This is a genomic window from Enterococcus sp. S53, assembly GCF_016516865.1.
Classification (GTDB): Bacteria; Bacillota; Bacilli; order Lactobacillales; family Enterococcaceae; genus Enterococcus_D; species Enterococcus_D innesii.
The window spans coordinates 268601-281917 of the sequence record NZ_JACVUH010000003.1 but is presented as its reverse complement, the minus strand read 5'-3'; the positions used below and the strand labels follow the sequence as shown (position 1 = coordinate 281917).

The following is a 13317-nucleotide window of genomic DNA, read 5'->3' as shown; positions in this document are numbered from 1 at the left end:
CGAACGTTAAGAAATTGGTAGTCTTTTCTGAAAATTCAAAATTATTTTCTCTTTTAAGGCTTTTTTCATTTTCGGCTATCTGTTATAATGATTTTCACATCTAACATAAAGGAGAGATTTTTTGTATGACAGTTTATAACTTTTCAGCTGGTCCTGCCGTATTGCCCCGTCCCGTATTGGAGAAAGCACAATCCGAACTTTTGAATTACCGCGGAAGTGGGATGTCCGTTATGGAGCTGAGTCATCGATCCTCCTTGTTTGAAGCGATCATTAAAGATGCAGAAGCACTTTTACGAAAATTAATGGGAATTCCTGAAAACTATCAGGTACTGTTTTTACAAGGCGGCGCGAGTCTCCAATTCAGTATGATCCCTTTGAATCTTGCACAAAACAAAAAAGCCTTATACGTAAATACCGGTTCTTGGTCGAAGAAAGCTATTGAAGCAGCAAAAGCGCTTGGAAACGTGACGGTGGAAGTTGTTGCCTCTAGTGAGGATCAAAATTTTACCTATATTCCAGAAATTTCAGAGGATGCGATCGATCAAGAAGCGGCTTATTTGCATATCACCACGAACAACACCATTGAAGGGACGGCCTTTCAAACGATTCCGCAGGCTGGCAATGTGCCGATCGTAGCAGACATGTCCTCAAATATTTTAGCCAATGACTATCGCGTAGAAGACTTCGGTGTGATTTATGCTGGGGCCCAAAAGAATATTGGTCCTGCAGGGTTGACGGTAGTGATCATCCGAGAAGATTTACTCAATGATGATGCTGTTTTCGCTCCAATGCTGGATTATCGTCTACAGGCTAAAAATGACTCATTGTACAATACACCACCAACGTATGCTATCTATATTGCTAAATTGGTTTTTGAATGGTTGGAAGAATTAGGCGGCATTCCTGCAATTTTAGAACAAGACCGCCAAAAAGCGGCGCTTTTATACGAAACGATCGAAGCCTCTGCTCTTTACAGTAGTCCTGTGGCTGTTGACAGCCGTTCACTAACGAATATTCCTTTTGTGACAGGGGATAAAGCATTAGATCAGCGCTTCAATGAAGAAGCTGTTAAAGCTGGCTTTGAGAACCTGAAGGGGCATCGTTCCGTCGGAGGAATGCGAGCAAGCTTGTACAATGCCTTTCCATTAGCTGGCGTTCAAGCGTTAGTCGACTTTATGAAATCATTTGAAGCGGAGGTCAAATAAATGTTCCAAATCAAAACATTCAATGCGATCGCACCAGAAGGATTACAGCGTTTAGAAAAAGAAAAGTATGTCATCAACGAAAGCGACCAACCGCAAGGGATTTTGCTGCGCAGCCAGAAATTGCACGATTACGCTTTTCCTGAAAGTGTCTTAGGTGTTGCCCGTGCAGGGGCTGGGACCAACAACATTCCCGTCAAAGCATGTACTGAAAAAGGGATCGTCGTCTTTAATACGCCAGGTGCCAATGCCAATGCGGTCAAAGAATTAGTGATCGCTAGTCTGCTCTTAAGCGTCCGTCCGATTTTACGAGGTGCCCAATGGGTGCAAACCTTGAGCGGTGATAATGTGGAAGAACAAGCAGAAGCGCAAAAAAGTCAATTTGCTGGAACAGAGTTAGAAGGCAAAAAGTTAGGAATCATCGGCCTTGGTTCTATTGGAGCGATGGTCGCCAACGATGCTTATCGTCTAGGGATGGAAGTAGTCGGTTATGATCCTTACGTATCAGTGGATACTGCTTGGACGATCTCTCGTCGGGTCAAGCGTGCCAATGATATTGCGGAAGTCTTTTCAACCTGTGATTTTATTACGGTTCATGTGCCGCTAATGGAAAACACGCATCATCTCGTCGGGGAAGCCGAACTTGCGAAAATGAAACCAACAACGAAGCTATTCAACTTTTCTCGTAAAGAAATCGTCGATACAGATGCCGTTTTACGTGCATTAAAAGCTGACCGTCTAGCGGGCTATACGACTGATTTTGCGGATGAACAATTGCTGCACAATGAAAAAGTCCTCGTCTTGCCGCATTTAGGTGCATCAACAGAAGAAGCTGAAGTCAACTGTGCCAAGATGGCAGCCCGAACATTGAAAAAATTCTTGGAATTTGGGACCATCAAGCGCTCAGTGAATTTTCCAACTGTTGAGATGGCTTTTCATTCGCCTTATCGTCTGACGATCATCAATCGCAATGTACCGAATATGTTAGGTCAGATTTCATCGATCATTGCGGAATCTGGAATCAATATCGACAATATGCTGAATCGTGGACGGGAAGACTTTGCTTACACCCTAGCCGATGTCGCTTCTGAAGATGAAGCCTTATTGAATCAATTAGCCGATAAACTGCGGGAGAACGAAAATATCGTTCGTGTACGGGTCATCAAGAATCAGGAGGTTGGGTATTAATGGTTCAAGTATTTCCGTTTAAAGCCATTCGTCCAGAAGCCTCATTGGCAGAAAAAGTGGCCGAGCTACCGTATGACGTGGTCAATTCACAAGAAGCCGCAGCGTTTGCGCAAGGCAATCCTTACAGCTATTTCCACGTCGACCGTTCGGAGATCGACTTGCCAGGAATCGATCCTTATGATCCACAGGTGTATCAAAAAGCGGCGGAAAATCTTGCATCTTTTCAAGAAGAAGGCTGGTTGATTCAAGAAACGGCGCCCGCATATTATTTGTATGAATTGACGATGGCTGGTAGAAGCCAAACTGGGCTTGTCGCCTGTACCTCGATCGATGATTACGTCGCTGGGAAAATCAAGAAACACGAGTTTACCCGTCCAGAAAAAGAAATCGATCGGATCAATCATATTCTGGCATGTGATGCCAATACAAGTCCGATTTTCTTGAGCTATCGCCAACCAGCAGCAGTCAAAGAAGCGATCGATGCGTGGCAAGCAGAGCATGCACCAATCTATGATTTTGTCAGCTATCATGAAGTGCAACATCGTGTTTGGCTGATCGATGATCCAGCGCTAGTCGCCTCTTTTGCCCAGCAGTTTCAAGCTGTAGATGCCCTTTATATTGCGGATGGGCATCACCGCACAGAGTCAGCAGTCAAAGTCGGCTTGCAAAAGCGAGCCGATGGCCAAAGCAGTCAAGAAAGCGACCGCTTTTTAGCGATTTTATTCCCAGAAAATGAATTAGCGATTTGGGAATACAATCGGGTTTTGCGGGTACCAGTGCCAGATACCTTTTTTGAGCAGGCAGCCCAGCATTTTACGATTCGAGAAACTACAAGGAAGAAACCAGCGCAACGTGGTTCGATTCATCTGTACCTAAACCATGCGTGGTGGGAGTTGACCATCAAACCGGAAGCTGTGCCGCAAGATGCGGTAGGACAGCTGGATGTGTCGCTTTTACAACAATACGTGCTGGCTGATATTTTCGCGATCCAAGATGTGCGGACAGACAAACGCATTGATTTTGTCGGCGGGATTCGTGGTCCAGAAGAATTGGAACGTTTGGTGGATAGCGGAGAATGGACATTGGCTTTTTCCATGTATCCAACGCAAATGGCCGATCTTTTGGCAGTAGCCGATGCGGGAGAAATCATGCCGCCAAAATCAACTTGGTTTGAACCAAAACTGTTGAGCGGTCTGTTTTTACATGATTTAGAAACGAATTAACCAAAAAAGCTTACGAGGCTGCCTCGTAAGCTTTTTTTCGCTATTAGAAGTTGCCGAGTGTTTCGATGATCAAGCGGACATTCAAGACCGTCAGTGCAATGGCACAGATCCAGCCTAAGGTAGAGACCCATAGCGGATTCTTGAAGCGTTCCCCCATGATTTTTTTTGAGCTGGTAAAAAGAACCAACGGAATCATCGAAACGGGTAAGGCGATGCTTAAAAAGACTTGCGAATAAATCAGCAGATCGTCCAAGGCTTGTTCGTTGCCGCCAAAGTAAATCGTACAAAGCAAGACGGGGATCACCGATAAGCCACGGGTGATCAAACGTCGCGCCCAAGTAGGGATCTTCATATGGATAAATCCTTCCATCACGACTTGCCCCGTCAGTGTCCCAGTGATCGTTGAATTTTGACCAGATGCCAAGAGCGCCACGGCAAACAGAACGCTCAAGACTGGACTGGCGACAGCACCAGCAATGGCGGAATCTTGCAATGCATCAAACAGCGCGGAGAAGGTGCCGACTTCTTCACTATGACCAAAGAACAAGGCGCTTCCTAAGATCAAAAGCAGGCAATTGACCAAAAACGCAGCGGATAATTGGATATTGGAATCCCAAGTAGCGAACCGCACGGCCGTTGCCACTTCTTGGGTATCGCTGCGATCGATTTTTCGTGACTGGGAGATCGAAGAATGCAGATAGAGATTATGGGGCATCACAGTCGCACCAACGATCCCCAACGCCATTGTCAGCTGCCCATGGTTCAAGACTTGCTTTTGGGGAATAAAGCCTTGCAAGACAGCAGGCAAATTTGGTTGAGCAATAATGACTTCGTAACAAAAGACCAGCATAATGACCAAAATCAGTGTCATGACGATCGCTTCGATTTTTCGGAAACCCAATTTCATTAAAAAGAGCAGAAGCAGGACATCGAAAATCGTTAAGATGACCCCAACTAATAAAGGTAAGCCGAATAGTAGATTGAGAGCGATCGCTCCTCCGATCACTTCCGCGATATCCGTTGCCATGATAGCCAATTCGGTAACGATCCACAAGACAAAGCCTAAGCCTTTGCTGGTGTGTTTACGAGTTGCTTGCGCAAGGTCCATCTGGGTCACGATCCCTAGCTTGGCTGCCATGTATTGCAGCAGCATAGCGATCAAACTGGAAATCAAGATCACAGAAAGTAAGAGATAGCCATATTCAGCACCGCCACCAATCGAGGTGATCCAGTTTCCTGGGTCCATATAGCCCACGGCTACCAATGCCCCAGGACCAGAGAACGCTAAGAGATTGCGCCAAAAGCTGCCGTTTTTTGGAATGGCAACTGTATTATTTATTTCTTCCAAGCTAGGACCGTTGGCCGCTTGGATCAATTTTTTTTCATCATTCATCGTTTCACGTCCTATCTTTTTAGGTATACCTAAAAACAAATCTATTGTATTCCTCATTTATGAATTTTTCAAGAGAAACCTTTTGGAGGTCGGAAGAAAAGGACAAAAAAACAGCAGCCAAAGGAATGGCTGCTGTCTGTTGGGTTTTCTTATAAAATTAGTCGGCGCGTAAAGCGATCGCTGCATCTTTTTTCGCTGCCATTCGAGCTGGAATGTGGCCGCCAATCATGGTTAGGACGGTGCTGACGGCAATCAAGATCAGGCCGTGAACCGGATTTAATTGAGCAACATTTTCGAGATCAGTCATGCTATATAAGATCGCGTTGATCGGGAATGTAGCTAACCAAGCAATTAGGACACCTAAAGCCCCTGAAGCGATCCCTAAAATACAGGTTTCGGCATCAAAGACGCGGGTGATGTCTTTTTTACGAGCACCTAATGCTTTTAAGACCCCAATTTCTTTCGTACGTTCTAGTACAGAGGTATAAGTGATGATACCGATCATAATCATGCTGGTTACCAAGGAGATGCCTGCAAAAGCAATCAAGACATAGGTGATCGCATCCATCAAGCCACCAGTCAATTGAGTCATCGTACCGGCTAAATCGGAATAAACGATTTGGTCTTCTTTGTCTTTGCCTTTGTTGAAGTCATCCAAGTAATCAAGGATTTTTTCTTTGGCACTGAAATCATTTGGATAGATCATAATGCTGTTTGGTAAATCACTGCCGCCAAGATAAGCGATCAATGAATCTTTGGCACTTTCGTCAACGGGTTCATTCGTCATCACGTTGGTGTCGCTATCTTTTTGGGCTTGGACGATCGCTGAGTCTTGGTTTTCTTTGATGACTTCTTGCGCGAGGGCATCACTGTAGGCAATGCCGGTTGAAAGCAAGTTCATCGTAGAGTTTTGCTTGATACGTAAGATTCCGCTGATCGTTAATTCTTTGTTGTTACTGTTATCGAAAACGTCATTTAAATCTTGATTTGGAATGAAGTTTCCAGTTGGTAATTCGGTGTAAAAGGCATCATTAGACGCCAATGTGATTTTTGTTCCCACGATATCGTCGAAGGACACCTTGTCGCCATCTTCAATGTCAAAACCGAGATTGATCAATGCATTGACATTCGTTACGTTGTTTTCATCGACGATCAAAACGACATCTGTGCTAGCACTTGGGTAGCTGCCTTCTAAAAGGTCGTAGTTGTCTTTTAAGAAATTGCCGTTATCCTCTGATAACTGCTCGGGGAAAGTCGAAACCCCAATCCCGGTGGAGGCACTCATGGCAGACATCATGGCATTGGTCTGTTCATTGTCAGGTGATGCGTTGGAGAAGCTGACTTGTTCCACAGTATCATCGATCTTGCGGAAAAGATTCAATGAAGTTGAACGAGTGTAGCCGATATTGTTGCTTAATTCAGGATCAATGTCGTTGATGTAATCGAGAAACTCTTGATCGATTTTGTTGATATGAGTTGCACGATCCGTATCACTTAATTTGGCAGTGACCTCTTTATCTGAAGGGAAATCTTCCGATTTATCCCGCGTACCCATCGCTGATGGATCTTGTTCAGTGGCCACTTGTGAGATCGTGATCGGAAAACGAGCTAATGTTTCTGACTGGGTATTGTCGATTTGTTTTTGGAATCCCGTTGACAGTGACAAAACAATGGCGATTCCGATGATTCCGATACTAGAAGCAAAGGCTGTCAAGAAGGTGCGCCCTTTTTTGGTGCGGATATTGTTAAACGACAAACGTAAGGCCGTCATGAAACTCATTTTTGTGTGCTTTAATTCGAATTGGTCTTTCTTTTGTCCTTCGACATGGGGGGTTGAATCTTTTATGATTCGTCCGTCTTTGAACTCAATGATCCGTCCAGCGTATTTGTGGGCCAATTCAGGATTATGGGTAACCATGATGACCAATTTTTCTTTTGATAGTTCTTGGATCAGTTCCATGATTTGGACACTGGTCTCTGAATCCAAGGCACCTGTAGGTTCATCACAAAGAAGGATATCAGGATCATTTGCTAAGGCACGAGCGATCGCTACCCGCTGCATTTGACCACCAGAAAGCTGATTTGGTTTTTTGTGCATATGTTCAGCTAAGCCCACACGCGTCAAAGCATCGGTTGCTTTTGCGCGTTTTTCTTCTTTTGACACACCGCTCAAGGTCATCCCAAGCTCGACGTTGTCGATGATGCCTAAATGACTGATCAAATTGTAGCTTTGGAAGACAAAGCCGATCGAATTGTTCCGATAGGCATCCCAGTCACGATCTTTAAAGGATTTCGTTGATTTGCCATTGATGATCATATCACCAGAGTCGTAATTATCTAAGCCGCCGATCACGTTCAACATGGTTGTTTTCCCAGAGCCGCTTGGCCCTAAAATGGCAACAAACTCTTGTTTACGAAAGGCGACGGTGACGCCGTCGAGGGCTTTCGTAGTACTGGAGCCAACTGTATAATACTTCTTGATATCTTTTAATTCTAACATGCTGTCACTCTTTTCTTGCCGTTTTCACGATTATTTTCATTATGTAACCACGCTATCATAATGGTTAACAAAAATCAACGATTATCATTGTTTAAACAAATAATTTATACTAAACTAAAGACAGAAAAGAGGGAGAGTATGGAAAAAGCGTTAGGAACATTCAATATGGCGGTATTTGCGGAGATCTTTTCGCTGATGGGAAACATATTGTTTGAAGAAATCGGTCTGGAAGATTTAAAATTGACCAAAATGGAAATCTTGGAACTCGTGGTGATCTCTAGTAATGAAGGAATCACGATGTCCGAGTTGGCCCAGCAAATCGGTACGTCAAAAGTCCAAATCAGTCGTTCGATCTCGGGGTTGGAAAAGGCTGGCTTTGTGGTACGCAAAACCAACGGCGTCAATCGTCGCAACGTCAATGTTTATTTGGAAGAAGCTGGGAAGCAGTTGTTTGTCCAAAAGAAAAAACAAGTGGAAGACCGCTTGAATGCCAAAACCGCTCAAATGGCTGTGGAAGATATCCAGCAGTTGAGTCAGTCGTTGACGGAAGCAGTGGGGATCTTGCGGAAATATGACATTTTACGGACTGGCAATCAATGTGAGAAGAAGACACCGTTTGATTAAAAAAGGGTGAAGCAATCGTTTGCTTTTTAATTACTGAATTAATTTCATATTGACTTATATTATCGATTTTTTAGATAAAGCAACCGATTGCGTTTTCCTCTTGTTTTGACTTCTGATTTGTGCGACAATGAGTATATCAAACAAGTCAAAGGAGTCTGCTATGAATACTACTGCCATTTATCATCGTCCCGAAAGTGAATTTGCGTATTTGTACGAGAAGGATAAAATGCATATCCGTTTGCGTACCGCCCGTCAAGACGTCCGCCATGTCCAGCTGCTTTGTGGTGATCCTTACACACTATATAAAGAAGCGTGGTACCAACAAAGAATTGAAATGCAAAAAATTCTTTCCACGGATTTGCATGATTATTGGCAAGTATCGGTCGGAGCAGAATTCCGCCGTTTGTCTTACGGCTTTTCCATCGAAAGTTACGATGGGTTGCATGTCTTTTATGGAGACCACGGGGTCTATCCTTTTGAGCAGCAATATTTAGAAATGAACAACAATTATTTTCGGATGCCTTACTTCCAAGAAGCCGATCGTTTCAAAATTCCCGAGTGGGCAAAAGAAACCGTTTGGTATCAAATCTTCCCTGAACGCTTTGCAAATGGGGACCCATCAAATGATCCAGAAGGTGTATTGCCATGGGGTTCAAAAAATCCCGATCGCCAAGACTTTTTCGGCGGGGATCTGCAAGGGGTCATCGATCATTTGGATTACCTCGTCGATCTAGGCATCAATGGAATCTACTTCTGTCCGATTTTTGAGGCCTATTCGAATCACAAGTATGATACCATCGATTATTTAGCCATCGATCCAGCGTTTGGGGATAACGACACCTTTAAACGCTTAGTGGAGGAATGCCACAAACGCGGTATCAAAGTCATGCTAGATGCTGTGTTCAATCATATGGGGGATACTTCGCATCAATGGCTAGATGTCATCAAAAACGGCAAAGATTCGCCCTTTGCTGATTGGTTCCACATCAATGAGTTTCCTGTCAACTACAAAGAAGGGGAAAACTTTGAAGATGCCTATGACATCACCTATGATGTGTTTGCCTTTACGCCGCATATGCCAAAACTCAATACAGAAAATCCCGACGTGCAAGATTATTTGTTGAAGATCGCTCGTTATTGGATCGAAGAGTTTGATATCGATGCTTGGCGCTTGGACGTTGCCAATGAAGTCAGTCATCACTTCTGGAAAAAATTCCGCCAAGTGTGTGATGAGGCCAAAGATGATTTTTATATCCTTGGGGAAATTTGGCATTCTTCTCAACGCTGGTTACAAGGCGACGAGTTTCATGCAGTGATGAACTACGCCTTTACAGATGCAATTATTGAATATTTTGTCAAAGACGAGATCTCCATGACGAAAATGGTCTCGGAATTAAATAACCAGCTGATGTTGTATCGGGAGCAAACCAACCAAGTGCAGTTCAATATTTTGGATTCTCATGATACCCCGCGTTTGTTAACTTTGGCTCGGGGAGACAAAGACTTGATGCGCCAAGTGATGGCCTTTACGTATCTGCAACAAGGCGTTCCTTGCCTGTATTACGGCGATGAGATTGGTTTGACCGGTGATATGGATCCGGATTGTCGTAAATGTATGATTTGGGATGAGGAAAAGCAAGATCGTGATTTGCTGCATTTCACCCAGTCATTGATCAAACTACGCAAAGACAACCAAAAAGTCTTATCTGAAGGTTCCTTGAGTTGGAACTGGGTTTCGGAAGAAGATGGCCTGATCATTTTCGAACGAGAGTTGGGGGCACAGCGGATCATCGGTATTTTCAACACTGGCGAGGACCAACTTACACTCTCTCGTCCTGATTCAATTTTGATGGAACAGTTTGTCCAACTGGAAGATGAGACGATGATCATCGATAACAAAGGCTTTGCTATCGTGAAAGTAAATAACGAAGAATCGAATGAAGCATAAAAATGAGGCAAGAATTGCATATGCAATTCTTGCCTCATTCAATGTTTTGGGTATTTTTAATTTCCCCATGCACGTTGGAAAGAATCTTCCCCAAAATTCCTTCTGTCGGTATTATATCCTATAACACCTAAATGTGACAAATGATAACCCTTAAATATAGGTAGTTTTTTCCTGAAACGGGGAAAACGATAGAAAATTTAGATAGTTCTGCCTTCTTTTTACGCTTCTTTCCACGAAAGGCCTTTTCTTTTTTACAAGATATGATAAACTAGTAAAAATGTATTTTTATTCGAGGAGTGATTTGATGAGTACAGGGTATCACATAGCAGTTGTCGGAGCTACCGGCGCAGTAGGAACAAAAATGATTGAGATGTTGGAGAAGACCACGTTGCCGATCAAAAAAATAACGTTGTTGGCATCCAAACGTTCTGCTGGGAAGACCCTTGTGTTCAAAAATAAACCGCTCGTTATTCAAGAGCTGACCGCAGATTCCTTTGCGGGCGTCGATATTGCATTGTTCAGTGCCGGTGGTGGCATTTCAAAACAATTTGCTCCAGAAGCAGTCAAACACGGTGCAGTCGTAATCGACAATACCAGTCATTTTCGGATGGATCCGAATGTTCCTCTAGTCGTTCCTGAGGTGAATCCTCATGCATTAGCGCAACATAAAGGAATCATTGCCAATCCGAATTGTTCAACGATTCAAATGATGGTGGCATTAGAACCGATTCGTCAAAAAGTCGGTTTATCGAGGGTCTTGGTTTCAACGTATCAAGCAGTTTCAGGTGCTGGCGCACAAGCCTTGGCTGAATTGACTCGTGAATCTCAAGAACTATTAGCCGGAAAAGCCGCTGATGAACTAAACCCTGAGATTTTACCAGCAGGCAGCGATAAAAAGCACTACCCAATCGCGTTTAACGCCTTGCCACAAATCGATGTCTTTGCTGAAGACGATTATACTTACGAAGAGTGGAAAATGATCAATGAAACGAAGAAGATCATGGAAGATGCGCAGATCAAAGTAGCAGCTACGTGTGTGCGAATCCCTGTGTTTAGCGGTCATTCGGAGTCGATTTATATCGAGACCAAAGACCATGCCAGTGTTGAGGAAGTTAGGCAGTGGATCAGCGAAGCGCCAGGAGCTGTCTTGCAAGATGATCCGAGTCAACAAGTGTACCCGCAAGCTTTGACCAGTGTGGACAAAACGGAAACCTTTGTTGGTCGGATTCGCAAAGATTTGGATGTCGAAAACGGCTTGCATTTATGGGTCGTTTCTGATAATTTGCTGAAAGGTGCGGCATGGAACTCTGTTCAAATCGCCGAAAGCCTGCATCAGCAAGGATTAGTTCATGTGTAAACCATAAGTTTTTCAGAAAAGTGTGGTGAATGCCACGCTTTTCTTTTTTTTGTTGTATAATAATAGGGACGGCTTATGCTTGGGAAATAATACAGTAGAAAAAAATTAAGAGGTGAATAAAAGTGGAAACGATAAAAATCATTCCTCTTGGCGGTGTACGCGAAAACGGAAAGAACATGTACATTGCTGAAGTTGGCGAGGATATATTTGTGCTGGATTGCGGTGTCCGTTATCCAGAAAATGAATTATTAGGGATCGATACAGTGATTCCAGACTTCACATATTTAGAAGAAAATGCCGACCGTGTGGCGGGTGTCTTCTTAACCCATGGGCATGCAGATGCGATTGGTGCATTGCCTTATTTCTTGGAGAATATCCAAGTACCGGTCTTTGGGACCGAGTTAACGATCGAATTAGCAAAATTGACCGTGAATAAAAATGAAGCTACCAAGCGCTTCAAAGATTTTCATGTGATCGATGAACATTCGGAGATCGACTTTGGTCATGCGACCATCAGCTTTTTCCGTACGACCCATTCTATCCCTGATTCTGTTGGGATCAGCGTCAAAACAGAAGCTGGCAATATCGTTTATACAGGAGATTTCAAGTTTGACCAAACAGCGATCCCTATGTATCAAACCGATTTTGGCCGCTTAGCGGAAATTGGAAAAGAAGGCGTCTTAGCATTGCTAAGCACGTCTTCAAATGCCGAAAATCCAACGCCGATCGCTTCTGAATTGACGATCCAAGATGAAGTTTACGACAATATCCGTTACTGGGAAGGTCGAATCATCGTCGCTAGTGTTGCCAGCAATTTGCAACGGGTGCAACAAGTATTAGATGCGGCGTTTCGTTCTGATCGCAAAGTCGTTTTGACCGGGCAAGATTTTGGTCGGATCATCAAAACGGCCATGAAGTTAGGGAAATTAAAATTACCTGCCGAAGACTTGCTGATCACCCAAAAAGAAATGAAAAAATACTCAGACGAACAGTTGCTGATTTTAGAAACAGGTCGTATGGGTGAACCAATCAAAGCGTTGCAAAAAATGGCCAACGGCTCTCACCGGACGCTGCGCATCAAAGAAGGAGATCTTGTTTACATCACAACGACGCCGACAACGGCAATGGAAACGGTGGTTGCGAAAACGGAAGATATCATCTATCGCGCTGGCGGTACCGTAAAACAGATCTCGGATAATTTCCGTGTTTCTGGTCATGCCAACCCGAATGATCTGCAGCTGATGTTGAATATGATGAAGCCGAAGTACTTTATCCCTATTCAAGGCGAGTACCGCCAATTAGCCGCCCATGTGGACTTGGCGCAAGAAGTCGGGATTCCGATGAAAAATATCTTCATTACTGCACGTGGAGATGTGTTAGAATACAAAAAAGGCGAAATGCTTGCCGCAGGTGCGGTTCCAGCTGAAAACGTCATGATCGATGGGATCGGTGTCGGTGACATTGGGAATATCGTCCTGCGAGACCGCAAAGTCTTATCTGAAGACGGAATCTTCGTTGCGGTAGTGACGATCAATCGTCGTGAAAAGAAAATTATTTCTGCCCCTCAAATCACTTCTCGCGGGTTTGTCTACGTGAAAGCCAGCCGTGACCTGATTCGTGAAAGTGGCGAGATCGTAGAAGAAATCGTAGAAAAACACCTTCATGATGAAGAGTTTGAATGGAGCAAATTGAAACAAGATATCCGTGATCGTTTGAGTCGTTTCTTGTTTGAACAAACCAAACGCCGTCCAGTCATCTTGCCGGTCATCATGGAATCAAGCCAAAGAAATCGCAACCGTAAATAATTCGTTTTGACCTACTGACAAAAGCAGGTGAAAGAATAGCCGTTTGACGGCCGATTTCTTTTCACCGAAGCTTTTGT

At 43.9% G+C, this 13317-nt stretch carries 9 protein-coding genes; 7 read left to right on the top strand and 2 right to left on the bottom strand.

The genetic code is table 11. The features are described 5' to 3' along the window. Window positions 1-125: 125 nt before the first annotated feature. From serC to IAE45_RS06660, 3 genes are read left to right on the top strand one after another with little or no spacing between them, the layout of a single operon-like run. Window positions 126-1205, top strand: a complete 1080-nt coding sequence (serC, locus tag IAE45_RS06670) for a 3-phosphoserine/phosphohydroxythreonine transaminase (protein WP_005228215.1) — start codon at window positions 126-128, stop codon at window positions 1203-1205. Continuing rightward, window positions 1206-2390 (top strand): phosphoglycerate dehydrogenase, encoded by a 1185-nt coding sequence (locus IAE45_RS06665; protein ID WP_200125529.1) that lies wholly within the window; start codon window positions 1206-1208, stop codon window positions 2388-2390. Beyond that, a complete protein-coding gene (locus tag IAE45_RS06660) occupies window positions 2390-3613 on the top strand; it encodes a DUF1015 domain-containing protein (protein WP_200125527.1) in 1224 nt (407 codons plus the stop codon). Before IAE45_RS06665 ends, IAE45_RS06660 begins: the two co-directional genes overlap by 1 nt. Window positions 3614-3656: 43 nt before the next feature. Here IAE45_RS06660 and IAE45_RS06655 read toward each other — a convergent pair whose 3' ends face one another. Together IAE45_RS06655 and IAE45_RS06650 are read right to left on the bottom strand one after the other, a co-directional pair. After that, window positions 3657-5006, bottom strand: coding sequence for an Nramp family divalent metal transporter (locus tag IAE45_RS06655; RefSeq protein ID WP_200125526.1), 1350 nt, complete (start codon window positions 5004-5006; stop codon window positions 3657-3659). 157 nt (window positions 5007-5163) lie between these two features. Then, window positions 5164-7506 (bottom strand): ABC transporter ATP-binding protein/permease, encoded by a 2343-nt coding sequence (locus tag IAE45_RS06650; RefSeq protein ID WP_200125524.1) that lies wholly within the window; start codon window positions 7504-7506, stop codon window positions 5164-5166. A gap of 138 nt (window positions 7507-7644) precedes the next feature. On the opposite strand from IAE45_RS06650, the gene IAE45_RS06645 reads away from it, so the two are divergent. From IAE45_RS06645 to IAE45_RS06630, 4 genes are all read left to right on the top strand, one after another. Next, on the top strand, window positions 7645-8130 hold the full coding sequence (locus IAE45_RS06645) for a MarR family winged helix-turn-helix transcriptional regulator (RefSeq protein ID WP_008380390.1): 486 nt from the start codon (window positions 7645-7647) through the stop codon (window positions 8128-8130). 160 nt (window positions 8131-8290) lie between these two features. Then, the gene (locus IAE45_RS06640) at window positions 8291-10078 is read left to right on the top strand and encodes a glycoside hydrolase family 13 protein (protein WP_200125522.1); all 1788 of its coding nucleotides are present in this window, start codon (window positions 8291-8293) and stop codon (window positions 10076-10078) included. Window positions 10079-10382: 304 nt separating this feature from the next. Then, a complete protein-coding gene (locus IAE45_RS06635) occupies window positions 10383-11435 on the top strand; it encodes an aspartate-semialdehyde dehydrogenase (protein ID WP_200125520.1) in 1053 nt (350 codons plus the stop codon). 122 nt (window positions 11436-11557) lie between these two features. Then, window positions 11558-13240 (top strand): ribonuclease J, encoded by a 1683-nt coding sequence (locus tag IAE45_RS06630; protein ID WP_010749981.1) that lies wholly within the window; start codon window positions 11558-11560, stop codon window positions 13238-13240. The last annotated feature ends 77 nt before the right edge of the window (window positions 13241-13317 follow it).

What these genes read in the sequence shown, in the direction of transcription:
- serC (WP_005228215.1), top strand. Translation starts at nt 126, where the DNA reads ATGACAGTTTATAACTTTTCAGCTGGTCCTGCCGTATTGCCCCGTCCC.
- IAE45_RS06665 (WP_200125529.1), top strand. Translation starts at nt 1,206, where the DNA reads ATGTTCCAAATCAAAACATTCAATGCGATCGCACCAGAAGGATTACAG.
- IAE45_RS06650 (WP_200125524.1), bottom strand. Translation starts at nt 7,506, where the DNA reads ATGTTAGAATTAAAAGATATCAAGAAGTATTATACAGTTGGCTCCAGT.
- IAE45_RS06640 (WP_200125522.1), top strand. Translation starts at nt 8,291, where the DNA reads ATGAATACTACTGCCATTTATCATCGTCCCGAAAGTGAATTTGCGTAT.
- IAE45_RS06660 (WP_200125527.1), top strand. Translation starts at nt 2,390, where the DNA reads ATGGTTCAAGTATTTCCGTTTAAAGCCATTCGTCCAGAAGCCTCATTG.
- IAE45_RS06635 (WP_200125520.1), top strand. Translation starts at nt 10,383, where the DNA reads ATGAGTACAGGGTATCACATAGCAGTTGTCGGAGCTACCGGCGCAGTA.
- IAE45_RS06655 (WP_200125526.1), bottom strand. Translation starts at nt 5,006, where the DNA reads ATGAATGATGAAAAAAAATTGATCCAAGCGGCCAACGGTCCTAGCTTG.
- IAE45_RS06645 (WP_008380390.1), top strand. Translation starts at nt 7,645, where the DNA reads ATGGAAAAAGCGTTAGGAACATTCAATATGGCGGTATTTGCGGAGATC.